This window comes from Streptomyces sp. NPDC050564 (assembly GCF_044457265.1).
Classification (GTDB): domain Bacteria; phylum Actinomycetota; class Actinomycetes; order Streptomycetales; family Streptomycetaceae; genus Streptomyces.
The window spans coordinates 250,586-274,256 of sequence record NZ_JBITGS010000011.1 but is presented as its reverse complement, the minus strand read 5'-3'; the positions used below and the strand labels follow the sequence as shown (position 1 = coordinate 274,256).

General features: G+C 70.8%; 18 protein-coding genes. 12 read left to right on the top strand and 6 right to left on the bottom strand.

Annotated elements, in window-relative coordinates; translation table 11 throughout:
• Positions 1 to 165: 165 nt before the first annotated feature.
• From ACIBK0_RS19925 to ACIBK0_RS19910, 4 genes are all read right to left on the bottom strand, one after another.
• Complete coding sequence (locus ACIBK0_RS19925) at positions 166 to 1,923, bottom strand: ABC transporter ATP-binding protein (protein ID WP_399081392.1); 1,758 nt, start codon at positions 1,921 to 1,923, stop codon at positions 166 to 168.
• Entirely contained in the window at positions 1,920 to 3,737 is a 1,818-nt protein-coding gene (locus ACIBK0_RS19920; protein WP_399081390.1) for an ABC transporter ATP-binding protein, read from the bottom strand. Before ACIBK0_RS19920 ends, ACIBK0_RS19925 begins: the two co-directional genes overlap by 4 nt.
• Positions 3,738 to 3,943: 206 nt before the next feature.
• A complete protein-coding gene (locus ACIBK0_RS19915) occupies positions 3,944 to 5,809 on the bottom strand; it encodes an ABC transporter ATP-binding protein (protein ID WP_399081388.1) in 1,866 nt (621 codons plus the stop codon).
• Positions 5,806 to 7,722: an ABC transporter ATP-binding protein gene (locus tag ACIBK0_RS19910; protein WP_399081386.1), complete on the bottom strand. Its 1,917-nt coding sequence runs from the start codon at positions 7,720 to 7,722 to the stop codon at positions 5,806 to 5,808. Before ACIBK0_RS19910 ends, ACIBK0_RS19915 begins: the two co-directional genes overlap by 4 nt.
• 202 nt (positions 7,723 to 7,924) lie before the next feature.
• Between ACIBK0_RS19910 and ACIBK0_RS19905 the strand changes: the two genes are divergently transcribed.
• From ACIBK0_RS19905 to ACIBK0_RS19890, 4 genes are read left to right on the top strand one after another with little or no spacing between them, the layout of a single operon-like run.
• Positions 7,925 to 8,827, top strand: a complete 903-nt coding sequence (locus tag ACIBK0_RS19905; RefSeq protein WP_399081384.1) for an ATP-binding cassette domain-containing protein — start codon at positions 7,925 to 7,927, stop codon at positions 8,825 to 8,827.
• A 23-nt stretch (positions 8,828 to 8,850) separates the two neighbouring features.
• Positions 8,851 to 9,585, top strand: coding sequence for an ABC transporter permease (locus ACIBK0_RS19900; protein WP_399081424.1), 735 nt, complete (start codon positions 8,851 to 8,853; stop codon positions 9,583 to 9,585).
• 26 nt (positions 9,586 to 9,611) lie between these two features.
• Positions 9,612 to 10,871 carry a sensor histidine kinase gene (locus tag ACIBK0_RS19895; RefSeq protein WP_399081382.1) on the top strand — a complete coding sequence of 420 codons (1,260 nt, stop codon included), beginning with the start codon at positions 9,612 to 9,614 and terminating at the stop codon, positions 10,869 to 10,871.
• Positions 10,861 to 11,502, top strand: a complete 642-nt coding sequence (locus tag ACIBK0_RS19890; protein ID WP_399081380.1) for a response regulator — start codon at positions 10,861 to 10,863, stop codon at positions 11,500 to 11,502. Before ACIBK0_RS19895 ends, ACIBK0_RS19890 begins: the two co-directional genes overlap by 11 nt.
• A 272-nt stretch (positions 11,503 to 11,774) precedes the next feature.
• Here ACIBK0_RS19890 and glgX read toward each other — a convergent pair whose 3' ends face one another.
• The gene (glgX, locus tag ACIBK0_RS19885) at positions 11,775 to 14,042 is read right to left on the bottom strand and encodes a glycogen debranching protein GlgX (RefSeq protein ID WP_399081377.1); all 2,268 of its coding nucleotides are present in this window, start codon (positions 14,040 to 14,042) and stop codon (positions 11,775 to 11,777) included.
• Between the two features lie 151 nt (positions 14,043 to 14,193).
• Here glgX and ACIBK0_RS19880 point away from each other — a divergent pair, with 151 nt between their 5' ends.
• From ACIBK0_RS19880 to ACIBK0_RS19850, 7 genes are all read left to right on the top strand, one after another.
• A complete protein-coding gene (locus ACIBK0_RS19880; protein ID WP_399081375.1) occupies positions 14,194 to 15,411 on the top strand; it encodes an Ig-like domain-containing protein in 1,218 nt (405 codons plus the stop codon).
• A gap of 179 nt (positions 15,412 to 15,590) precedes the next feature.
• Positions 15,591 to 16,838 (top strand): Ig-like domain-containing protein, encoded by a 1,248-nt coding sequence (locus tag ACIBK0_RS19875; RefSeq protein WP_399081373.1) that lies wholly within the window; start codon positions 15,591 to 15,593, stop codon positions 16,836 to 16,838.
• An 80-nt stretch (positions 16,839 to 16,918) separates the two neighbouring features.
• Complete coding sequence (locus ACIBK0_RS19870) at positions 16,919 to 17,686, top strand: enoyl-CoA hydratase/isomerase family protein (RefSeq protein ID WP_399081371.1); 768 nt, start codon at positions 16,919 to 16,921, stop codon at positions 17,684 to 17,686.
• 331 nt (positions 17,687 to 18,017) lie between these two features.
• The gene (locus ACIBK0_RS19865; protein WP_369249310.1) at positions 18,018 to 18,521 is read left to right on the top strand and encodes an ATP-binding protein; all 504 of its coding nucleotides are present in this window, start codon (positions 18,018 to 18,020) and stop codon (positions 18,519 to 18,521) included.
• Positions 18,522 to 19,290: 769 nt separating this feature from the next.
• Entirely contained in the window at positions 19,291 to 20,064 is a 774-nt protein-coding gene (locus tag ACIBK0_RS19860) for a polysaccharide deacetylase family protein (protein WP_399081422.1), read from the top strand.
• Positions 20,064 to 21,251, top strand: coding sequence for a YncE family protein (locus ACIBK0_RS19855; protein WP_399081369.1), 1,188 nt, complete (start codon positions 20,064 to 20,066; stop codon positions 21,249 to 21,251). The genes ACIBK0_RS19860 and ACIBK0_RS19855 overlap by 1 nt, the downstream gene beginning before the upstream one ends.
• Positions 21,252 to 21,341: 90 nt before the next feature.
• Positions 21,342 to 21,950 carry an ADP-ribosyltransferase gene (locus ACIBK0_RS19850; RefSeq protein WP_399081367.1) on the top strand — a complete coding sequence of 203 codons (609 nt, stop codon included), beginning with the start codon at positions 21,342 to 21,344 and terminating at the stop codon, positions 21,948 to 21,950.
• 76 nt (positions 21,951 to 22,026) lie between these two features.
• On the opposite strand, the gene ACIBK0_RS19845 is transcribed toward ACIBK0_RS19850, so the two are convergent.
• Positions 22,027 to 22,665 (bottom strand): GNAT family N-acetyltransferase, encoded by a 639-nt coding sequence (locus ACIBK0_RS19845; protein WP_399081365.1) that lies wholly within the window; start codon positions 22,663 to 22,665, stop codon positions 22,027 to 22,029.
• A gap of 81 nt (positions 22,666 to 22,746) precedes the next feature.
• On the opposite strand from ACIBK0_RS19845, the gene ACIBK0_RS19840 reads away from it, so the two are divergent.
• Positions 22,747 to 23,661: a MerR family transcriptional regulator gene (locus ACIBK0_RS19840; RefSeq protein WP_399081363.1), complete on the top strand. Its 915-nt coding sequence runs from the start codon at positions 22,747 to 22,749 to the stop codon at positions 23,659 to 23,661.
• The last annotated feature ends 10 nt before the right edge of the window (positions 23,662 to 23,671 follow it).

Here is a 23,671-nt window from a genome sequence, read left to right as displayed (position 1 = left end):
GGAAGCAGGCGGGGGCCACGGGCGCGGTGCTCGCGACGACGCCGTGATGACTTTCCTCGCTCTGCGCGCGATTGGCCTGTTCGTGAAGTTTGCGGACGTCGGCCGAGGCCCTGGAGGGCAGGGGCGGCGGGGGCGAACGAGGCTCCGGTCGGGCCCCGCCACACGTCAGCCGACCGAAGGCCGTCGCTCCCCGTGCCAGGAATGCCATAGCGCCGCATACGCCCCCTCGGCCGCCACCAGCTCGTCGTGCGTGCCGAGTTCGGTCAGCCGGCCGTCCTCCATCACGGCCACCCGGTCCGCGTCGTGCGCGGTGTGCAGACGGTGCGCGATGGCGATGACGGTGCGTCCTTCGAGCACGGCGGCCAGCGCGCGTTCCGTATGACGGGCGGTCGTCGGGTCCAAGAGCGCCGTGGCCTCGTCGAGGATCAGCGTGTGCGGGTCGGCCAACACGACCCGGGCCAGGGCGAGTTGCTGAGCCCGTGAGCCGTCCACCCGATGGCCCTCGGGGCCCAGCCGGGTGTCGAGGCCCGCCGGCAGCTCCTCGGCCCAGTCCTCGGCGCCGACCGCGGCGAGAGCCGCCCACAACACGGGGTCGGTGGCAGCCGGTTCGGCGATCAGCAGGTTGTCGCGGACCGTCCCGAGGAACACATGGTGTTCCTGCGTGACCAGGACGACCTGTCGGCGCAGCTGCTCGGGGTCGAGCGCGACGATCGGCACCCCGCCGACCGTCACTGTGCCGGTGCCCGGCGCGTCCACGCCCGCCAGCAGTCGGCTCAGGGTGGTCTTCCCGGCGCCGGAGGGGCCGACCACGGCCAGTCGCTCCCCGGGCCGCACGGTCAGATCGACCCCGCGCAGCACCTCGCCCCCGCGGTCGTAGGAGTAGCGCACACCGGTCACGTCGATCCGGTCGTCCACCGGGGTGGGGGAGCCGGACGGGACGGCCCGAGGTGCCCGGGCGAGGCCCTCCACACGGGCGAAGGAGGCGCTGCTGCTCTGCAGTTGCTCGACCCGCATCAGGATCTGGTCCAGCGGCTCACCCAGCTGGCGCATGTACAGGGCCGCGGAGATGACGACACCCAGGCTCATGGCACCCCGCGCGTGCAGGATGCCGCCCACCATCAGCACGCCGACCACGGGAATGACGTACGAGATCTCCACGGCCGGAAAGAACACGCTGCGCAGGTACAGCGTCCACATCCGCTTCCGGCGGGCCGTCTCCAGCGCGTCCCGGCTCGCGGCGATCCGGCGCTCCTGCAGTCCGAACGCCTCGACCGTGCGGGCGCCGGACGCGGTCGCCGCGAGGATCTCGGCGACCTCCGACGTGGCGGCCCCCTCGGCGAGATAGCCGGTGCGGGCCCGGCGCAGATACCAGCGCAGCGCGAACCGGATGCCCACCAGGCCGAGCACCCCGCAGCCGCCGAGCAGCGGGTCGATGACGAAGACCGCGCCGAGGATGAACAGTGCCTGGGCGGAGGCGATGAGCAGCTCGGGCCCCGCGTCGCGCAGGGTGTTGCCCACCACGGTGACATCCGCGGTGCCGCGCGCGGTCAGGTCGCCCGTGCCCGCCCGCTCCACGACCGAGGCCGGCAGCGACAGCGCCCGATCGACGAACTCCTCCCGCACCCGCGCCAGCGTCCGCTCCCCGAAGCGGTGCCCCACATACCGGGCCCACCGCGCCAGCAGCAGCTGCGCCAGCGAGCACACCAGGATGACGAACGCCAGCCGGTCCACGGCGTCCACACCGCCCCCGGCCCGTACGTCGTCGATGATTCGTCCGAGCAGCCAGGGGCTGACCAGACCGGCCCCGGCGGCCAGCACGTTGAGGCCGAGCACGGCGACGAAGGCCCGCCCGTCCGCCCGGATCAGCCGCACCGACGCCCGGCGCACATCGGCGGGCTCGGCGATCGGCAGGTGCGCACTCATCGCACAGCCTCCTCGGCCTCGACGGCCGGCCGCGGGTGCGCGTCCGCCTCCAGGCCCGCTTCCGTCTCCGGGTTCGCGTCCGCCTCTGGGTCCGCGTCCACCTCCGCTTCCGTCTCCAGGTCCGCGTCGCGGGCCACCAGCGCGCGGTAACCCGGCTCCCCGGCCAGGAGCTCGCGATGGGTTCCCACGGCCGCGACCTTCCCGTCGACCAGGAAGCACACGCTGTCCACCTGGGCCAGCAGCAGCGGCGAGGTGCTGGTGACGACCGTCGTGCGGTCGGTGCGCGCGGCGCGCAGCCGGGCCGCGACGGCCGCCTCGGTGTGCGCGTCGAGCGCCGAGGTGGGTTCGACCGCGAGCAGCACTTCGGGATCGGCGAGGAGCGCCCGCACGAGACGTACCCGCTGCCGCTGACCGCCGGAGAGACTGCGGCCCTGCGCGTCGACGGCCGAGTCGAGACCGTCGGGCAGTCCGAGCACGATGTCGTCCGCCATAGCCGCGTGCACGGCCCGTGCCACGGCTTCGTCGTCGTGCGCCCGACTGCCCGAGACCAGGTCGCGCAGGGTGCCCGCGAACAGGTCGGCCTCGTTGTCCGCCACCAGGATGCGCTCGCGCACCTGCGGCAGGGCGATCTCGTCGAGTCGTACGCCGCCCCAGGTCACCGCCGATTGCGCATACCGGCCGAGGCGGTCCACCACGGCCGCGGACTCCGCGGGGCGGGCACCGGCCAGCGCGGTCAGCTGCCCCGGCACCACCCGGACGCCGGACTCCGGATCGTGCAGCACCGCGGGCGACGAGGGCGCGTCCAGTGCGTCCGGGCGACCGGCGGCGGGCCGCAGGGCCAGGAACCGTGCGACACGCCGGGCGGCGACCACGCCCCGGCTGAGCTGGTAGCCGCAATCGATGAAGAAGGCCACCGGCATCACGAGAACCGCGACATAGCCGTACACCGACACCAACTCGCCGATGGTGATGTCCCCTTGGGCGGCCAGCCGGGCCGCGAGCCATGTCACCACGGCGAGGAACAGTGTCGGCAGCCCCGTACCCAGCGCCTGGAGCCAGCTGGTCGCCGACCCCACCCGGTACCCCTGCACCCGCAGCGCCTGCGAGTCGCGGCGGAAGGCGTCGGCGAACAGCCCCTTGCCGCCCAGCCCGTTGAGAACGCGCAGGCCGCCGGCAAGGTCGCCGATCCGGGCGGTCAGCACGCCCTGTCGCTCGCGGTACTCCGTCTCCGTGCCCTGCAGCCGACTCATCAGCGGTCCGATGAGTACGGCGATCAGCGGCACTCCGAGCAGGATCACCACGGCCAGCTGGAGCGAGACCGACAGCAGCAGCGCCGCCACCACGCCGTAGGTGAACAGCGCGGCCAGACCGGGGCCCACGACGGTCAGCGACGTACTGATCGTCTGCACGTCGCCGACGCCGATCGTGACCACCTCCCCGGCCCCGACCTGGTGCGACAGCGCGGCTCCCAGCCGGGTCGACTGCTCGACCACGACCTTGACCGTACGGAAGTTGGCGTCCATCCGGAGCTTGGTCATGGTGCGGTGCCGCATCACGCCCAGCCAGGCGTTGAACACCCCGATGCCCAGCACGGCGGCGGTCCAGCCTACGAGCGCGGACTGGTCGCCCGGCTCCAGACCGTCGTCGATGGCACGTGACAGCAGATACGGCGTCAGCGCCAGGAGCGCCATCCACACGCTGGCGATCAACGCGCCGGCGGCCGACCGCCCCGCCTGCCGCGTGACCAGCCACCACAGATACCACCAGCCGCCACGACAGTCCGGCGTCCCGGGATCCTCGTACGCGTCGATCATCAGCTCCCCCTTCTTTTCCCGCCCTCTCCGCCCCTTCCCGTCCCGACCCGGGGCTCCGCCCCGGACCCCGCTCCTCGAACGCCGGACGGGCCGATTGCGGCCCGTCCGGCGTTCGAGGGCCAACCCGTCAAGGCCGATGCGGGGGCCTGGGGACGGCAGTCCCCAGGTAAGGACAGGGAGGGGCGGAGGGAGCGCAAAAACGTCGCTCAGGCCAGACTGTCCCGCCAGGCTCGATGCAGATCCGCGAACCGTCCCGTCCCCGCGATCAGTTCGGCCGGGCCTCCGTCCTCCACGATCCGGCCGTGCTCCATCACCAGCACCCGGTCCGCGATCTCCACCGTCGACAGACGGTGTGCGATGACCACGGCCGTACGGCCGCGCAGCACCGTCGACATGGCGCGCTGGACGGCCCGTTCGCCGGGGATGTCCAGCGAGCTGGTCGCCTCGTCGAGGATGAGGACCGCCGGGTCGGCGAGCAACGCCCGGGCAAAGGCGACCAGTTGGCGCTGGCCGGCCGAGATGCGGCCACCCCGTTTGCGTACGTCCGTGTCGTAGCCGTCGGGCAGGACGCTGATGAAGTCGTGGGCGCCGATCGCCTTCGCGGCCCGCTCGATCTCCTCGCGGGACGCGTCGGGGCGTCCGATCGCGATGTTCTCGGCGACCGTGCCGGAGAACAGGAACGCCTCCTGGGTCACCATCACCACACCACGCCGCAGTTCGGGCACGGAGAGGTCGCGCAGATCGACGCCGTCGAGGAGGACCCGGCCCTGTGAGGGGTCGTAGAAGCGGGCCAGGAGCTTGGCCAGCGTCGACTTGCCCGCGCCCGTCGAGCCGACGACGGCCACTGTCTGCCCGGCGGGCAGCGTGAGGGAGAAGGAGGGCAGGACCTCGCCGCCGGTTCGGTAGGCGAAGCGGACGTCGTCGAAGACGACCTCGCGGCCGGGGTGCTCGGAGGCGAGAGCGGGCAGCTGCTTCGGCGAGGACGGCTCCGGCACGGTCGGCGTCTGGGCCAGCAGGCCCGCGATCTTCTCCAGCGAAGCCGCCGCGGACTGGTAGGAGTTGAGGAACATGCCGAGCCGGTCGATGGGGTCGTACAGGCGGCGCAGATAGAGCACCGCGGCGGCCAGCACACCCAGCGCCAGCGAACCCGAGGCCACCCGGTACGCACCCCACAGCACGATCCCGGCGACCGCCGTGTTGGCGACAAGGCGGGAGCCGACGACATAGCGCGCCATCTCCAGCAGGGCGTCGCCGTTCGTCTTCTCGTGGCGTTGGTTGAGCACCCGGAAGTCCGCGTCGTTGGCGGCCTCGCGGCGGAACGCGCGGACCGGGCGGATGCCGTTCATCGTCTCCGCGAACTTCACGATCACGGCGGCGATCGCGGTCGACCGCAGGGCGAAGATTCGGCCCGCGCGGTGCTGGTAGAGGCGGATGAGCAGATACAGCGGTACGAACGACGCCACCGCAACCGCGCCGAGGCCGGGGTCCAGCCAGAGCAGCATCGCGGAGATGTAGACGAAGGACAGGATGACCGTGACGAGCTCCTGCAGGCCCTCGCTGAGCAGCTCGCGCAGTGACTCGACGTCCGTCGTGGAGCGGGAGATCAGCCGGCCCGAGGTGTAGCGCTCGTGGAAGTCGATGCTGAGCGCCTGCGCATGGCGGAAGATCCGGCCGCGCAGGTCGAGCAGTACGTCCTGGTTGACGCGGGCCGAGGCGATGATGAAGGCGTACTGGAGTCCGCCGGAGGCCAGCGAACACAGAAGGTACGCGACGCCCACCGCGATGAGCGGGCCGTGGTCGTCGTGCCGGAACGCCGGTACGGCGCGGTCGAGGGCGTACGCGACGAGCAGCGGGCCCGCCTGCACCGCGGCCTGCTGGAGCAGCAGCAGGAGGGTGGTCACGGCCACGCGGGCCCTGAGCGGGGCGAGCAGGGAGCGCAGGAGAGCGGCGGTCGCGCCCGGGGGAGTGGGCAGGACATCGCGGTCGAAGGGGTCCTTGTACTCCGCGGGGTCCTGCGCCGGCCCGTCCTTGTCCCTGTCCTTGTCCGGCGCGGTCGTAGTGGGCGCCGTCATCGGTTGGCCTCCTCGTCGCCTGACATCAGATGGGCGTACTCGGCGTTCGTGCGCAGCAGTTCCTGGTGGGTGCCGACCGCGGCGATGCGGCCGCCGGAGAGCAGGGCCACGCGGTCGGCGAGCAGGACCGTGGACGGGCGGTGCGCCACGATCAGCGCGGTCGTCTCCGCCAGGACGCGGCGCAGGGCGGCCTCGACCGCGGCCTCCGTGTGGACGTCCAGGGCCGACAGGGGGTCGTCGAGTACCAGGAAGCGGGGGCGGCCGACCACCGCCCGCGCCAGGGCGAGCCGTTGGCGCTGGCCGCCCGAGAGGCTCAGGCCCTGTTCACCGACCTGGGTCGCGGTGCCCTGCGGGAGGGCGTGCGCGAAGTCGGCCTGGGCCACGGCGAGGGCGCGGTCCAGCTCCGGCCGGCCTGCGTCGTCGTTCCCGCCCATGAGGACGTTCTCGCCGACGGTCGCGGAGAAGAGGGTGGGCTCTTCGAAGGCGACGGCGACGAGTTCGCGCAGTTCCTCGCGGGGCATCGCGGTGATGTCCCGGCCGTCCAGGGTGATGCGGCCGGACGTCACCTCGTGGAGGCGGGGGACGAGGGCGGTGAGGGTGGTCTTGCCGGTGCCGGTGGCGCCGACCAGGGCCATGCTCTCGCCGGGGCGGATGTGGAGGTCGATGCGCTCCAGCACGGGGCTGGCGTCCGCGGGGGCATCCGGATAGCGGAACTGGACGTCGTCGAACCGCAGTCCGCCGGGGCCGGCGTGGGCGTCCGATGGCCCGGCATCGGGACGGGGCGTGGGTGGGTGCGCAACCGGGCGCTCGCGGGGTGCCGCTCCCGCCGGGACGGGTGCCGCCCCGGCGGCACGACGGCCCGCAGCCGGGGCGGCTTCAGCCGACTCCGACTCCGGCTCCGCGTCCATCACCTCGAAATACCGCTCCGTAGCCGTCGCCGCCTCCTGGCTCATCGCGAGGAGGAAGCCGATGGAGTCGATGGGCCAGCGCAGCGCGAGGGCCGTCGAGAGGAAGGCCACCAGCGTGCCGGCGGAGAGGTGGCCGTCGGCGACCTGGACGGTGCCGAGGACGAGGGCGGCGCCGATGGCGAGTTCCGGGAGGGTGACGATGACGGCCCAGATGGAGGCGAGGAGCCGGGCCTTGACGAGTTCCGTGCCGCGCAGGGTGCGGGACAGCTCGCGGAAGGCGCGGGCCTGGCTGCGATGGCGGCCGAAGCCCTTGATGATGCGGATGCCGAGCACGCTCTCCTCGACGACCGTCGTCAGATCGCCGACCTGGTCCTGCGAGCGCCGGGCCACCTCCGAGTAGCGCCGCTCGAAGATCCAGCACACGATCACGACGGGTACCGCGGGAGCGAGCAGCACCAGCCCGAGCGTCCACTCCTGGGCCAGCATGATGGCCACGCCCACCAGGATCGTCACGGCGTTGACCAGAAGGAACGTCAGCGGGAACGCCAGGAACATGCGCAGCAGCATGAGGTCCGTGGTGCCCCGGGACAGCAGCTGACCCGAGGCCCAGCGGTCGTGGAAAGCGACCGGGAGGCGCTGCAGATGCCGGAACAGATCCGAGCGCATCCCCGCCTCGACTCCCGCCAGTGGCCGCGCCACCAGCCACCGCCGCAGCCCGAACAGCCCCGCCTCGGCGAACCCGATCAGCAGCAGATACAGCGCGCCCAGCCAGACGCCCGCCGGATCGTGGCCGGCCACCGGACCGTCCACCATCCACTTCAGGACGAGCGGGAAGACCAGCCCCGTACAGGAGGCGACCACCGCGACGAACGCCGCGCTGAACAGCCGCACCCGCACCGGCCGCACATACGGCCACAGGCGCAGCAGACTGCGTACGGTCGAACGGCCGGCACGGCCCTCGGTCCCGGTACGGTCGTCCTGGCTGTCGGCACGGTCCTTGGTCATTGCATCTGTTGTGGGCATCACCGGCGAGCCTACGGTTCGGCACTGACAGCGCCCACCGAGTTTTGGCCGGACCTGAATCGTTCGACGGCCCCTGGGACCGGGCCGTTCGAGGGGTCGTACCGCCGCATCAACCGATCGGCTGATGCCGCTTCGAGCGCGATGGGCGATGCGGCTCCTGGCGCCTGGCAGGGACCCTCGGATCATGTCAGTCATCGAAGTCAGCGGACTGCGCAAGTCCTACGGCGGCCGGGCCGTCGTCGACTGCGTCTCCTTCGCAGTCGAGGAAGGCGAGATCTTCGGGATCCTCGGCCCCAACGGCGCCGGCAAGACCACCACCGTCGAGTGCGTCGAGGGTCTCCGGATCCCCGACGCGGGCCGCGTCCGGGTCACCGGCCTCGACCCCGTCGCCGACCGCGAGGCCACCAGCCGCGTCCTCGGCGCCCAGCTCCAGGAGAGCGAACTCCAGGCCAAGCTCACCGTGCGCGAGGCGCTGGAGCTGTACGCCGCCTTCTATCCGCACCCCGCCGACTGGCGCCCGCTCGCCGAGCGCCTCGGCCTCACCGCCAAGCTCACCACGCGCTTCGGCAGGCTCAGCGGCGGCCAGAAGCAGCGCCTGTTCATCGCGCTCGCGCTCATCGGCAACCCCCGCGTGGTCGTGCTCGACGAGCTGACCACCGGACTCGATCCGCGGGCCCGCCGCGACACCTGGGCGCTCATCGAGGACGTCCGCGCGCAGGGCGTCACGGTCCTCCTCGTCACGCACTTCATGGAGGAGGCGCAGCGCCTGTGCGACCGGATCGCGGTCATCGACAAGGGGCGGGTCGCCGCCCTGGACACCCCGGCGGGCCTGATCCGCCGCTCGGCGGGCTCGACCGTCATCAGCTTCACGCCGTCGGTGCCGCTGGACGAGCGGGAGTTGACGGCGCTGCCCGCGCTCGCCTCGGTGGAGCACAAGGACGGCCGGATCACCCTGTCCGGCACCGACGAGACGGTCAACGCCGTCATCACGCTGCTCGCCCGCCACCACATCACCGCCCACCAACTCCGCGTCTCCGAGGCCACCTTGGACGACGCCTTCCTGGACCTGACGGAGGCCGCAGCATGAGCGGCACCCTGATCCGCCCCCGTGTGAACTCCGCGGTCCTGAGGACCGAGGTCCGGCTCTTCTGCCGCGAACCCGGCGGCATCTTCTGGATCCTGGTGTTCCCCACCCTCCTCCTGGTGATCCTCGGCTCCATCCCGTCCTTCCGGCAGCCCAACGACGACTTCGGCGGCCTGCGCACCGTCGACGCCTACGTCCCGGTGGCCGTGCTGCTCGGTCTGATCGTGGGTGCACTGCAGTCGATGCCGCAGACCCTGACCGGCTACCGCGAACGCGGCATCCTGCGCCGGATGTCCACCACGCCCGTACGACCGAGCGCCCTGCTGTCCTCGCACATGCTGGTGTACGGCGTCGCTGCCCTTGCATCGGCGCTGCTCGTCCTCGCAGTCGGGCGGCTCGGCTTCGACGTACGACTGCCGAAGCAGCCCTTCGGATACGTCCTCGCGCTGCTCCTGGCCGTACTGGCGGCCCTCGCTCTCGGATCGGTGGTGTCGGCGCTGTCCCGTACGACGAAGACCGCGGGCGCGATCGGATCGGCCGTGTTCTTCCCGGCGATGTTCTGCGCGGGCGTGTGGCTGCCGGTGCAGGCCATGCCGGACGTGCTCGCCCGGATCGTCGGCTGCACGCCGTTCGGCGCCGCCGCACAGGCCCTGAACCAGGCGGCGGCCGGTCAATGGCCTGGCTGGACCCACCTCGGCGTGCTGGCCGTGTGGATCCTGCTGCTGACGGGCGCGGCGAGCCGCTGGTTCCGCTGGGAGTGAGTACGCGCGTGCCCGAGACTGGGCCCATGGAGCAGGACGTGGCGGGAGTCGAGCAGCGGTGGGCGGCGATCGACCACCGGGGGCCGTACCTGCTGTTGATGGTCGGCGGGCTCCTCGCGGTGCCGACCGGGGGCCTGTTCGACATGGGGCCGGGCGACTGGTACACGGTCGGCGGCCTGGTCGCCGCCGGGCTGGTGCTCCAGGTGTGGTGGGGGACCGTCGCCGATTCTCGGCGCGGGCCGTCTGCCATGAGCATCAGCTACTACGCCGTCCGCTGGCTGATCGCCTTCGTGCTCACCTGGATCAACCCGTTCTTCTGCTTCTACGCGTTCACCGGCTACTTCGGCGCTCGTCGGCTGCTGCCGCGGCGGCTGCTGAGGAAGGCCGGACTGTTCGCCACCGCCGTCACCATGGCCGGTGCGCAGTCCGGCGGGCTGCCTCCGCGCGAGGGAACCCAGTGGCTGCTCTTCGGGGCGATCCTCGCGATCACCCTCGTCCTGGTCGGTGTCTCCGACCGCTTGTTCGCCACGGAGGACGAACGTGCCCGCGTCCAGGCCGAGACGATCGCCGAACTGGAACGCACCAACACGGCGTTGCAACAGGCCCTCGACGAGAATGCCGCCCTGCACGCCCAACTCCTGGTCCAGGCAAGGGAAGCCGGCGTCGCCGACGAACGCCGCCGCCTCGCCGCCGAGATCCACGACACCATCGCGCAGGGCCTGACCGGGATCATCGCCCAGCTCCAGGTCGTCGCGAACACGCCCGACCCGGCGGCCGCCCGCGAGCACCTGGGCCGCGCAGCCGACCTGGCCCGGCACAGCCTCGGCGAGGCCCGCCGCTCGGTGCAGAATCTCGCACCGGTGGCGCTCGCCGACGACGGGCTGCCCGAGGCGCTGAAGAAAACGGTCGCCGAATGGGGCGAACGCGCCGGCGTACGGGCCGGGTTCACACTCACCGGTACCGCCGAACAGCTCCACGACGAGGTCTCGGCCACCCTTCTGCGCATCGCCCAGGAGGCCCTCTCGAACGCCGCGCGGCACGCGGCCGCCTCCCGCGTCGGAGTGACCCTCAGCTTCATGGACGAAGAGGTCACCCTCGACATCCGCGACGACGGACGCGGCTTCGACCCCGTCGCCGTCCCCGAGCGCACCGGCACCGGCGGCTTCGGCCTCGACGGCATGCGCGCACGCGCCGAGCGCATCGCCGGGGCACTCACCGTCGAGTCCGAGCCGGGGCAGGGTACGGCGGTGTCGGCTCGCGTACCGTTGGTGCGCCATGACCGATGACGCGCCCATCTCCCTGCTGATCGTCGACGACCATCCCGTCGTACGGGACGGGCTGCGCGGCATGTTCGAGTCCGCCCCTGGATTCGCCGTCCTCGGCGAGGCGACGAACGGCGTGGAGGCGGTTTCGCTCGCCGTGACGCTCGACCCGGCCGTCGTCCTGATGGATCTCCGCATGCCCGGTGGCAACGGCGTCGAGGCCATCGCGGAACTCACCGGCCGTGGCGCCCGCGCCAAGATCCTCGTGCTGACGACGTACGACACGGACTCCGACACGCTCCCCGCCATCGAGGCGGGCGCGACGGGCTACCTCCTCAAGGACGCTCCGAGGGACGAGCTCTTCACGGCGGTCCGCGCGGCGGCGGAGGGCCGTACGGTCCTGTCCCCGGCGGTCGCCTCCCGTCTGGTCTCGGCCGTACGCGCCCCCACCACCCCCTCCGGGGCCCTCTCCGCCCGCGAACGCGAGGTCCTCGCGCTGGTCGCCAAGGGCACCTCCAACCGCGAGATCGCCCGCGTCCTGTTCATCAGCGAAGCCACGGTGAAGACCCATCTCACCCACCTGTACGCCAAGTTGGGCGTGAACGACCGCGCGGCGGCGGTGGCGGTCGCGTACGACCGCGGGATCCTCGGCTAGCCGTGCGGGCGGAGGACCAGGGGGCCGGATACGGCAGCAGCGGCGAGACCGAGCCGTCAGGCCACCGTCCATGCTGTGGACACCCGGGTTAGTTATATGCCCCCTCCGCCCCTGCCCGTCCCGTATCTGGGGGCTGCGCCTCCAGGCCCCCGCCAAAAGCTGCGTAGTTGCCCGCGCCCCGGAAGGGGCGCGGGCAACTGCGCGACAAGCCCGCACCCACCCGCAGCCGAAAGGAAGGCCGGGAAGGGCAGGGGCGGAGGGGGCGAAAACCCTCACCCCACCACTCGCAGCAGCAACACCGCCCGGGCCGGCACCGTGACCCCCGCCCCCGCCCGGTGCACGACCCCCGGCGCCACCCCCTGCTCCTCCCGAGAGGTGTCCACGACCACCTCGTACCGCTCCGCCCAAGGCGACCCCGGCAGCAGAAAACTCACCGGCCGGTCCCCGGCATGCAGTACGGCGAGGAAGCTGTCGTCCACGACCGGCACCCCGCGCTCGTCCCGCCCGGGAATGTCCCGCCCGGACAGATACATCCCCAGCGTCGCCGCGGGCGCGTACCAGTCCCGCTCCGTCATCTCCGTCCCCCGCGCGGTGAACCACGCCAGATCCCGCAACCCGTCGGCGGAATGGGCACGCCCGGAGAAGAACGCCCGCCGCCGCAGTACGGGATGCTCGTGCCGCAGGGCGATCAACCGGGACGTCAGATCGAACAAGGCCCGCCACCCGGGGTCGTCGAGATGGGACCAGTCGACCCAACTGATCTCGTTGTCCTGGCAGTACGCGTTGTTGTTGCCCCGCTGAGTCCGCCCGAACTCGTCCCCGGCCACCAGCATCGGCACTCCGGTCGACAGCAACAGTGTCGTCAGCAGATTCCTCAACTGCCGCCGTCGCAGGGCCCGTACCCGGTCGTCTGCCGTCTCCCCCTCCGCCCCGCAGTTCCACGACCGATTGTCGTCGGAACCGTCCCGATTCCCTTCCCCGTTGGCTTCGTTGTGCTTGCGCTCGTACGACACGAGATCCCGCAGCGTGAACCCGTCATGGGCGGTCACGAAATTCACCGAGGCGTACGGCCGCCGCCCACCCCAGGCGTAGAGGTCACTCGACCCGGACAGCCGATATCCCAGATCCCGCACATCGGGCAGCGCCCCGCGCCAGAAATCCCGCACGGCGTTCCGATACCGGTCGTTCCACTCCGTCCACAGGGGTGGGAAGGATCCCACCTGATATCCACCGGAGCCCACGTCCCAGGGCTCCGCGATCAGCTTCACCCGCCGCAGTACCGGGTCCTGGGCGATGACGGCGAGGAACGGCGACAGCATGTCGACGTCGTGCATCGAGCGCGCCAGCGCGGCAGCCAGATCGAACCGAAAGCCGTCCACCCCCATCTCCGTCACCCAATACCGCAGCGAATCGGTGATCAGCCGCAGCACATGCGGCTGCACCACGTGCAGCGTGTTCCCGCACCCCGTGTAGTCCGCGTACCGGCGGGCGTCCGACTGCAGCCGGTAATACCCCCGGTTGTCGATGCCGCGCAGCGACAGCATCGGGCCCAATTCGTCCGCTTCCGCCGTGTGGTTGTAGACGACGTCGAGGATGACCTCGATGCCGGCGGTGTGCAGCGCCCGCACCATCCGTTTGAATTCGCCGACCTGCTGCCCGGTCGTCCCGGAGGCGGCGTACCCCGCGTGCGGCGCGAAATAGCCGATCGAGTTGTAGCCCCAGTAATTGCGCATGCTCTTGCGCAGCAGATGGTCCTCGTGCGCGAACTGGTGGACCGGCAGCAGCTCCACCGCGGTCACGCCGAGTTTCACGAGGTGCTCGATGGCGGCCGGGTGCGCCAGTCCCGCGTACGTGCCCCGCAGTTCCTCCGGGATCCCGGGGTGCAGGCGGGTGAACCCCCGCACATGCAGTTCGTAGATGACCGAGTCCGCCCACGGCGTCTTCGGCCGGTGGTCGTCCGACCAGTCGTCGTCGTCATGGACCACTACACCCTTGGGGACGTACGGCGCCGAGTCGCGGTCGTCGCGCACCGTGTCGGCGACCTGCTGCTGAGGCCAGTCGCGGACGTGTCCGTACACCTCGGGCGGCAGACTGAAGTCGCCGTCCACGGCACGGGCGTACGGGTCGAGGAGCAGCTTCGCCGGGTTCCAGCGGGCGCCGGTCCACGGATCCCAGCGGCCGTGCACGCGAAAGCCGTAGCGGCGGCCGGGCAGCACGCCGAGGACGAAGCCGTGCCAGATCTCGTGGGTGAGTTCGGTGAGCGGGACCCGGGTCTCGTGGACCTCACCGTCCCGCTCGTCGAAGAGACACAGGTCCACGGCCTCCGCGCCGCCTGCCCAGAGGGCGAAGTTGGTGCCCGCGGCGCCGTCGGGGCCGACGCGGAAACGCGCCCCGAGCGGGGTCGGGGCGCCCGGCCACACGGACACGGCGGGCGTGGGCGTCCGCCGGGCGCCGTTCAGCCCGGGGGCCGGCTGCGCGGGCAGCCCGCCGCCCGCGGCACGTCCCTCCTGGACTGCCTCCTGCTCGGGTGCGCTCGACACCGGTCAGCCTCCCGCGGCTCGTGGAACGACCCGGAAAGAAGCGTGCGGCGTCCCGGCCGCGGCTCCCCTTCGCGTCGTCCTCCCCACTGTTCTGCCCAGAGCGTGGCTCGCACTCACGTTTCCCCAGAGGGGCACAGTCGTTGGGCCCCCTGTGAAGCACGTACAGACGCGCGCGCGGCGCGCAGGGGCCGCGCTGGCCGCCGTACTGACCTGGGCCGGCCTGCTGGCCGGAGCCTCCGGCTGCACCTCGGACGGGTTCGACGAGGTGTTCGGCAAACCGCAGTCGTCCGAGGACGTCATCCGCGTCTCGCCGGCCGACAACGCCAAGGGCGTACGCCCAAAAGAGGCGATCAAGGTATGGGTGCCCGACGGGCGCCTGGAATCCGTCAAGGTCGTCAAGTCCCAGGACGCGCAGGAGTCCCCGGTGCCGGGGCACATCACTGACGACGGCCTGACCTGGAAGCCCGACGACGCGCGGGTCGCGCTGGCGGCCAAGTACACCGTCGACGCGGTGGCCCTCGACGGACGCGGGCGGCGCTCGGCGCGGCACACCACGTTCACGACGGCCGTCCCCGGCGAGCGGTTCATCGCCTACGTCACTCCGGAGAACCGATCCATCGTCGGCACCGGAATGATCGTCTCGCTCTCCTTCAACCGGGAGATCCAGAACCGGGCCGCGGTGGAGCGCGCCATTCAGGTGAACACCGAACCCGCCGTCGAGGTCCGCCCGCACTGGTTCGGCAAGAGCCGCCTCGACTTCCGTCCCCGGCAGTACTGGAAGCCGGGCACGAAGGTCACGGTCGGGCTGCATCTGCGGGACGTCGAGGCTGCCCCCGGCGTCTACGGACTCCAGTACAAGACCTTCTCGTTCACCATCGGACGCAGCCAGGTCTCCCTCGTCGACGCCGCCACGCACACCATGGAGGTACGCCGCGACGACGACCTCCTCGCCACCGTGCCGATCACGGCGGGGGCCCCCGAGAAGGCGACGTACAACGGGAAGATGGTCGTCATGGAGATGCTGGAAGTGACGCGGATGAACAGCCGCACGGTCGGCTTCGGCGGCGAGTACGACATCGCGGACGTCCCGCACGCGATGCGCCTGACCGACTCCGGGACCTTCCTGCACGGCAACTACTGGGCGCCGGGCGTCTTCGGCAACGCCAATGTCAGCCACGGCTGCGTGGGCCTGGAGGACGTGAAGGGCGGCAGTTCGGACAGCCCGGCGGGCTGGTTCTTCGACCGCAGCCTCATCGGGGACGTCATCGAGGTCGTCAACAGCAATGACAAAAAGGTCGCTCCCGACAATGGGCTCGGCGGGTGGAACATGGGATGGAAGGAGTGGAAAGCGGGGGGCGCGGTGAAGTAACCCGATTTGGGGGTACGCGCACGACGCACTCCAGCGGCGCCCCGTTCGGCCGAAGTTGGGACTGAACAGTGACATTCCCGGGGAGCCATCGCTCCAGGTCGTGTGATTAATTAGCGCGATACGCGCGTGGGACGCGCTGGAGTGCGGGCCTGATCAGGCCGTGCGAGGGGAGAACGACTTTGAACGGGCGACCGATATCGGGGGCGTCGGTTGGCGCGCGGACACACGGGAAGCAGGGGGTTCTGGCACTGCTCCTTGCCGCCCTGCTGCTCGCCGTGACCGCCTGCGGCGGCGGAGGGGGCAAGGACTCGGGGTCCGGCTCGGGGGACGGCAAGGGCAAGGGCTCAAGTACGGCGGACACCAAGGCTTCGCAGGCCGTCGTGACCATTGCCCCCAAGGACGGCGCCGACGATGTGAAGACCAGCGGCGTCCTCAAGGTGACCGCTGCCAAGGGCAAGTTGACCGAGGTCAAGGTCGAGGACACCAAGGGCAACGCGGTCGACGGCGAGATAACGGGAGGGGGCGCCGGCTGGACGCCCTCGACCCACCTCGCCTCGGCCACCAAGTACAAGGTGCACGCGGTGGCCAAGGACTCCGACGGCCGTGAGGCCGCCGAGGACTCCGCCTTCACCACGCTCACCCCGAAGAACACCTTCGTCGGCATCTACACCCCCGACGACGGCTCCAAGGTCGGCGTCGGGATGCCCTTCTCGATCCACTTCACGCGGGGCATCACACACCCCGACGACGTCGAGAAGGCCATCAAGATCAAGACCGAGCCCGCGGTCGACGTCGAGGGTCACTGGTTCGGCAACGACCGCCTCGACTTCCGTCCCGAGCAGTACTGGAAGGCCGGCACGAAGGTCAGCGTCACCCTCAACCTCGACGGCGTCGAGGGCCGGCCGGGCGTCTACGGCAAGCAGACCAAGACCGTGAACTTCACCATCGGCCGCAGCCAGGTCTCCACGGTCGACGCCAAGAAGCACACGATGGTCGTCAAGCGCGACGGCAAGGTCATCAAGACCATCCCGATCACCACGGGCAAGCCGGGCTACGACACCTGGAACGGCCAGATGGTCATCAGCGAGCGCCTCAAGGTGACTCGCATGAACGGCGAAACGGTCGGCTACGGCGGCGAGTACGACATCAAGGACGTGCCGCACGCCCAGCGTCTGACCAACTCGGGCACCTTCATCCACGGCAACTACTGGGGCGGCGGCGCCTTCGGCAACTACAACGCCAGCCACGGCTGCATCGGTGTACGCGATGTGCGCGGCGGCTACGACGGCAAGGTGCCGGCCGCCTGGTTCTACGACAACTCGATCATCGGCGACGTGGTGGTCGTGAAGAACTCCCACGACAAGACGGTCGCCCCGGACAACGGCCTCAACGGCTGGAACCTGTCCTGGTCCGACTGGACCAAGTAATCGCTCCACCGGTACGGGCCGGGTGTGCTGTGACCCAGCACACCCGGCCCGTCGGCGTTAACGCCCACTAACCTGCTCCCATGACTGTGCATCTCGAAGTAGCCGAAGGTGTGGGCACCATCCGTCTGGACCGCCCGCCCATGAACGCGCTGGACGTCGCGACGCAGGACCGGCTCAAGGAGCTCGCCGAGGAGGCCGCGGGCCGGGCGGACGTCCGCGCGGTCGTCCTGTACGGCGGGGAGAAGGTGTTCGCGGCGGGCGCGGACATCAAGGAGATGCAGGCGATGGACCACGCCGCGATGGTGGTGCGGTCCCGGGCCCTGCAGGACTCCTTCACCGCCGTCGCCCGCATCCCCAAGCCGGTCGTCGCCGCCGTCACCGGGTACGCGCTCGGCGGGGGCTGCGAGTTGGCACTGTGCGCCGACTACCGCATCGCCGCGGACAACGCCAAGCTGGGCCAGCCGGAGATCCTGCTCGGCCTGATCCCCGGCGCCGGCGGCACCCAGCGCCTGTCGCGTCTGATCGGCCCCTCCAAGGCCAAGGACCTCATCTTCACCGGCCGCATGGTCAAGGCCGGCGAAGCCCTGTCGCTCGGCCTGGTGGACCGGATCGTCCCGGCCGACGAGGTGTACGCTGCCGCGCACGCCTGGGCCGCGAAGCTCGCGCAGGGCCCGGCGATCGCGCTGCGCGCCGCCAAGGAGTCGATCGACGCGGGCCTGGAGACGGACATCGAGACCGGACTCGCCATCGAGCGGAACTGGTTCGCGGGCCTGTTCGCGACGGAGGACCGTGAGCGGGGGATGCGGAGCTTCGTGGAGGAGGGGCCGGGGAAGGCGAAGTTCCTCTGAGCGGGCGGCGCCCGGCGGCTCCGAACCCCTCGCCGATACGGCGAAAGTCACTCTCCAAGTTCCGCTGATCAACTTGCAGTTGACGCGATGTCTTACCCGTCGTCCCCCGAAGGGGCGGTTTATGCGAGCCTTAAGGCAACCTTAAGCCTGCCTTGTCGGGGGGCGCTGGTGATTGCCCCCAAGTGGCCCGTATGGGCAGGTCAGACGGGCCTCGATGCCCCCCGAACTGCCTGCGGCATATGCCGATCGGATGGTGCGGAATGATGCCTTCCGGGGGGTGTATTCCTTCGGAACGGCCCCGAAGGGGGCTCTGGGCGGCCATGATGGGGGCATGGCGGGGCTGGAGGGTATCGAACAGCCGCGGCGGCACGGGAGTGCGACCGCGGCGCGCTGGACGCCTGCGGTCGAAGACGAACGGGCGCTCAAGGCGCTGGAGTTGTTCGGCAATCCGACAGAGGCGGAGGTGCCGTTGCCGTCCCGCCCGGAGTCCGCGGCCACCGCGCGGCGGCTCACGCAGGTCGTGGTCCTGCGGCACTGGGGGCTGTCGCCGAAGATGACGGAGGACGCGGTCTTACTCGTGTCCGAGCTCGTCGGCAACGCCGTACGCCACACCGGTGCCCGCGTCTTCGGGCTCCGGATGCGCCGCCGCCGGGGCTGGATCCGCATCGAGGTCCGCGACCCCTCCCGTGGCCTGCCCTGTCTGATGCCGGTTCAGGAGCTGGACCTGAGCGGCCGAGGCCTCTTCCTCGTCGACAAACTCTCCGACCGCTGGGGCGTCGATCTCCTGCCCCGCGGCAAGACCACCTGGTTCGAAATGCGCGTGGCCGACCGCTGAACCCTCCCCGGCACGCGGAAACCCCGGCCGCTGAGCAGCCGGGGCTCCTGGGCGCCGCGGAACGAATTGGGGTGTGAACCGCGGCACCGGCGACAACCATGGCCCGGGTCAATGGGTGGAGGTCGCACCGCTGACTATCGCAGACGCGGTCGACTGATCCAAAAGCACCGCCCGCCCAACCACATGTCTGTGCAGGAACTTTGCGCACCCTGTACCCGGACACCTCCGGCTGCGGTCAGGGTTTTTCGCCCCCTCCGCCCCTACCCGTCCCATACCCGGGGGCTCCGCCCCCGGACCCCCGTATCGGCCTTGACGGCCTCGTCCTCGAACGCCGGACAGGCTGAAGACTTGTTGGCAGCCACCGACCACGGGCCCGATACCCCCCCGCCCGCAGTCGGCGACGCACGCCCCCGGCTTAGAGAGGCGGCACTCCCCACGCATCCGCAGTCGCCGACGCACGGAAGGGGCCGTGCCGGTACATCACATGCCCCGTCGCTTACCTGGTTGCCAACAGGCAGAGCCGTGAAGTCCGACCGATCTGCCGCCGGCGACGGAGCGGATGTACCGGCACGGCCCCGACCCACCCACTCACCAGCGGAGCGCGACCCGCGCAGCCCTCTGATCGGGCCAATCGCCGCTTTTGGGGCCAACTCGCCCTTAAATAGTGCGAGTGACCACGCCCGCGCGCCCCGCGCACCCCGCGCACCCCCCTCAGCCGTCCGGCGAGGACGACAACGCCGCCCGCCCCGCACCGGATCGACGTACGGCGCTGCGCACGGGCGTCGCACTCGCCGCCGGAACACTTACCGCCGGCTGCTCCACGGCAGGTGCCGTAGCGCCATCCCCTGCGGCTCACAGCGCATCCCCGGCCACCCCGGCCACCCACACCGCGTCCCAGGCCCCGACCCCAGCCTCCGCCCCCACCCCGCGCAGCTTCCCCAAGCAGCCCGAGCAGATCACCCACGGCCCCCGCACCCGCCCCCAAGTAGCCCTCACCTTCCACGGCCAGGGCGATCCCACCATCGCCAAGGCGCTCCTCGGCGAGGCCGAGAAGGGCGGCGCCCGCGTCACCGTGCTCGCGGTGGGCACCTGGCTCGACGAGCACCCCGACATCGCCCGCCGCATCCTCGACGGCGGCCATGACCTCGGCAATCACACCCTGCGCCACCTGGACATCAACGCGATGTCGGAGGCGGACGCGAACGCGGAGATCCGCGGCTGCGCGGAGCGCCTGGCGCGGCTCACCGGTTCGATCGGCACCTGGTTCCGGCCGTCCCGCACTCCCCGCGCCTCACCTCTCGTGGAACGGCTCGCCCGCACCGCGGGCTACCCGCACACGCTCTCCTACGACGTCGACTCGCGCGACTTCACCTCGCCGGGAGCGCCCGCCGTCACCCGCAACGTCATGGGCGAAGTCCGCGCCGGATCGATCGTGAGCCTGCACTTCGGTTACGCGGACACGGTCGCCGCGCTCCCTGCTGTCCTCGAAGAACTCCACCGCCGCGGCCTGCACGCGGTCACCACCACGGAGCTGCTGAGCTGATGCAGAAGCACCACACCACCATCAAGCGCGCGCTGATCGCCGGCGCCGTCCTCGCCGCGCTCGCGGGCTGCGACAGTGAGCCCAAGCAACCAGCGCACGAGGCCCTTGACACCAAGGCCGCTGTCCAGCCCACTCCGTCGACGAAGAGGGCGGTCCAAGGGCTGCCCGGCATGCCCCCCGTGCTGGACCCGACGGACGTCTACGCCGCCGACCGCCCGAACAGGCTCTCCCCGGTGGTCAAGGACTTCCCCGCCCGCGTCTACGTCCCCAACACCCAGTCCAACACCGTCTCGGTCATCGACCCGAGTACGTACCGGGTCATCGGAACGATCCCGGTCGGCGCCCTGCCCCAACACGTGGTTCCCTCATGGGACATGAAGACCCTGTGGGTCAACAACGACAAGGGCAACACCCTCACGCCCATCGACCCCAAGACCGGCAAGGCAGGCAAACCGGTCAGCGTGCACGACCCGTACAACCTCTACTTCACGCCCAACGGCAAGTACGCCATCGTGATGGCCTCGCTCGACCGCGAACTGGTCTTCCGCGACGCGCACACCATGAAGCGCGTGAAGACCGTGCCGGTCAACTGCTACGGCGTCAATCACGCCGACTTCTCCCTCGACGGCCGCTACTTCATCGTGTCGTGCGAGTTCAGCGGCGAACTGCTCAAGCTCGACACGCAGAGCATGAAGGTGGTCGCGCAGCAGAAACTGCCGTTCCACGGCTCCATGCCGCAGGACGTGAAGATCTCACCGGACGGCAAGAGGTTCTACATCGCCGACATGATGGCCAACGGCGTATGGGCCCTGGACGGCGACAAGTTCACCAAGCCGACCCTCCTGTCCACCGGCAAGGGCACCCACGGCCTGTACGTCAGCCGCGACTCGCGCGAGATGTACATCTCCAACCGAGGCGAAGGCAGCATCTCCATCTTCGACTTCACGCAGAACAGGCTCACCAAGAAGTGGTATCTGCCCCAGGGCGGCAGCCCCGACATGGGCGGCGTCTCCGCGGACGGCAAGGTCCTGTGGCTCTCCGGCCGCTACAACTCCGAGGTGTACGCCATCGACACCCGCACCGGCGTCCAGCTCGCCCGCATCCCGGTCGGCGATGGTCCGCACGGCCTCGCGGTGTACCCGCAGCCGGGCCGCTACTCGCTCGGCCACACGGGCATCTTCCGCTGACGGGAGCGCAGTTGACCTCCGGCGGATGACACGCCGCCGTACGGGTGATGATCCCCGGCCCGCCGCTACGGAACCGAGATCGTGCTCCCCATGATCACAACTCGTCCGCGGCGGCGGGCCGCTGCTGTCGTCCTCTCCCTCGGGGCGGTCTTCGCGACGTCCGCCGCGACCCCCGCCTCTCCCGCCCCGGAGACGGCCACCAAGGCGGCCGCGCCCGCCTGTCCCCAGTTCGCCGACCCGATCAAGGCGGCCGCCGACCGTCGCGTGGACATCGGACGCATCACCCCCGAACCGGTCTGGCGCAAGACCTGCGGCACGCTCTACCGCAGCGACAGCCGCGGCCCGGCGACCGTCTTCGAGCAGGGCTTCTACCCGAAGGACGTCGTCAACGGGCAGTACGACATCGAGCAGTACGTCCTCGTCAACCAGCCCTCGCCGTACGTGTCGACGACGTACGACCACGACCTGTACAAGACCTGGTACAAGTCCGGCTACAACTACTACATCGACGCGCCCGGCGGCGTGGACGTCAACAAGACCATCGGCGACACCCACAAGTGGGCTGACCAGGTCGAGGTCGCCTTCCCCGGCGGCATCGCGAGCCAATACATCATCGGCGTCTGTCCGGTCGACAAGAAGACCAAGACCGAGATCATGAGCGACTGCGAGAGCAACCCGAACTACGAGCCCTGGCACTGATCTCCGAGCGATCTCGGGGAAGTTCGGGCGCGCACGGATCGACGCGGGCACGCACCCGCACTTCCTCATCACCTGCTCAGCAGGTGATGAGCAGCGCCTCCGACCCCACCGGGCGGTAACCGGCTGCCTGGAACGCCCGCAGACTGCGGGCGTTCCCCGGCGAGATCTGGGCCCACACCGGTTCGCCCCCGCTCAGCTGCCGGGCCGCCGTGACGAGCGCACGCCCCAGCCCCCGGTGCCGTACGTCTTCATCGACCTCGACCGCGACCTCCAGGCGGCCGGCGACCCCGCGCCCCATCACGAGCACGCCGCCCGCGGTGGTCCACACCCGCACGTCGTCGCGGCGCCTGCGGGAACTGACGACCCGTGGATGGTCGGGGTCGTGGATCTCCTTCAGCTCGAGCGGTGGCTCACCCGGGAGCGGGGAGCCGACCGTGAGCACGTCGATGGTGTCGCTCGCCCGCCCCGTACGCTCCATCAGCGCCGCGAGGAACCGCGCGTTCATCGGCGCGGCGAGGGCGTCGCAGTCGACGGAGGCCAGCGCCTCGCGCACCCACCGGGGATCCTCGTCGGTGAAGACGACGTTATGGGCGGTGAAGGCGGTGACCCCGGCGTCCCGCCCGGAATGCTGACGCACGACGGTGACGCCGCCGTCGGGAGGCGGAAAGACACCACGAGCCGCCGCATTCAGAATGTTCAGCAGAGTGTCAGCCACGACCGCGCCCCCGCACCTCGAGTCCCCGAGTTGAGCGCTCACCTTGAGTCTCCACCCACTGGAAGGCCCACACTCCCAGACATGATCGAAGACGGCACCGGACTTTTCACCATCGGAGAGTTGTCCCGGAGCACCGGCCTGTCCGTCCGTACCATCCGCTACTGGTCGGACGAGGGCGCCCTGCCCCCGGTGGCCCGCTCCTCGGGCGGCTACCGCCTGTACGACGCCGCGTCCGTCGCCCGTCTGGAGCTGATCCGCACCCTGCGAGAACTGGGCCTGGGCCTGGACGACATACGCAAGGTGCTGGCGGGCGAGACGACGGTCGCGGAGGTGGCGGCCGCGCATGTGGTGGCGCTGGACGCACAGATCCGGTCCTTGAAGGTGACCCGGGCGGTGCTGTCGACCGTGGCGCGACGCGGTTCCACCGCGGAGGAGATGACACTCATGAACAAGCTGGCGCGGTTGTCGGCCGCGGAGCGCAAGCGCATCGCCGACGACTTCATGGAGGAGACCTTTGAGGGCCTCGACACCGCGGACCCCGACATCCGCACCAGGATGCGGTTCGGCCTCGCCGAGCTGCCCGAGGACCCCACGCCGGAGCAGGTGGACGCGTGGGTGGAGCTGGCCGAGCTGTTGCAGGACAAGGGCTTTCGCCGGCGTATGCGGAAGATGATCGAGTTCAACGCGGCGGACCGGGGGCCGGACGTGCCGGCCGGCACCTCCCTGTGGTTCATGAGCCGCCTGGTGCAGCTCGCGGGCGAGGCGCTGGAGCAGGGCGTCGACCCCGAGTCGCCCGAGGCCGAGGAGGTGCTGGGCCCGCTGCTCGGCAACGCCGACCGGGCGGCCGTACTGGAACGCCTGGAGTCCGCGGCGCATGTCGAGATGGCGCGCTTTCGGGAGCTGAACGCGCTGGTCCGCGGCATGGAGCCGCTGTCCGCGCACCGCGCGGAGTTCGCCTGGGTGGTCGCCGCACTGCGCGCTCGGCCCGCCCGTTAATCTGACCTCC

What these genes read in the sequence shown, in the direction of transcription:
- ACIBK0_RS19925 (WP_399081392.1), bottom strand. Translation starts at nt 1,923, where the DNA reads ATGAGTGCGCACCTGCCGATCGCCGAGCCCGCCGATGTGCGCCGGGCG.
- ACIBK0_RS19920 (WP_399081390.1), bottom strand. Translation starts at nt 3,737, where the DNA reads ATGATCGACGCGTACGAGGATCCCGGGACGCCGGACTGTCGTGGCGGC.
- ACIBK0_RS19915 (WP_399081388.1), bottom strand. Translation starts at nt 5,809, where the DNA reads ATGACGGCGCCCACTACGACCGCGCCGGACAAGGACAGGGACAAGGAC.
- ACIBK0_RS19910 (WP_399081386.1), bottom strand. Translation starts at nt 7,722, where the DNA reads ATGACCAAGGACCGTGCCGACAGCCAGGACGACCGTACCGGGACCGAG.
- ACIBK0_RS19905 (WP_399081384.1), top strand. Translation starts at nt 7,925, where the DNA reads ATGTCAGTCATCGAAGTCAGCGGACTGCGCAAGTCCTACGGCGGCCGG.
- ACIBK0_RS19895 (WP_399081382.1), top strand. Translation starts at nt 9,612, where the DNA reads ATGGAGCAGGACGTGGCGGGAGTCGAGCAGCGGTGGGCGGCGATCGAC.
- ACIBK0_RS19890 (WP_399081380.1), top strand. Translation starts at nt 10,861, where the DNA reads ATGACCGATGACGCGCCCATCTCCCTGCTGATCGTCGACGACCATCCC.
- ACIBK0_RS19870 (WP_399081371.1), top strand. Translation starts at nt 16,919, where the DNA reads ATGACTGTGCATCTCGAAGTAGCCGAAGGTGTGGGCACCATCCGTCTG.
- ACIBK0_RS19865 (WP_369249310.1), top strand. Translation starts at nt 18,018, where the DNA reads ATGGCGGGGCTGGAGGGTATCGAACAGCCGCGGCGGCACGGGAGTGCG.
- ACIBK0_RS19855 (WP_399081369.1), top strand. Translation starts at nt 20,064, where the DNA reads ATGCAGAAGCACCACACCACCATCAAGCGCGCGCTGATCGCCGGCGCC.
- ACIBK0_RS19850 (WP_399081367.1), top strand. Translation starts at nt 21,342, where the DNA reads ATGATCACAACTCGTCCGCGGCGGCGGGCCGCTGCTGTCGTCCTCTCC.
- ACIBK0_RS19840 (WP_399081363.1), top strand. Translation starts at nt 22,747, where the DNA reads ATGATCGAAGACGGCACCGGACTTTTCACCATCGGAGAGTTGTCCCGG.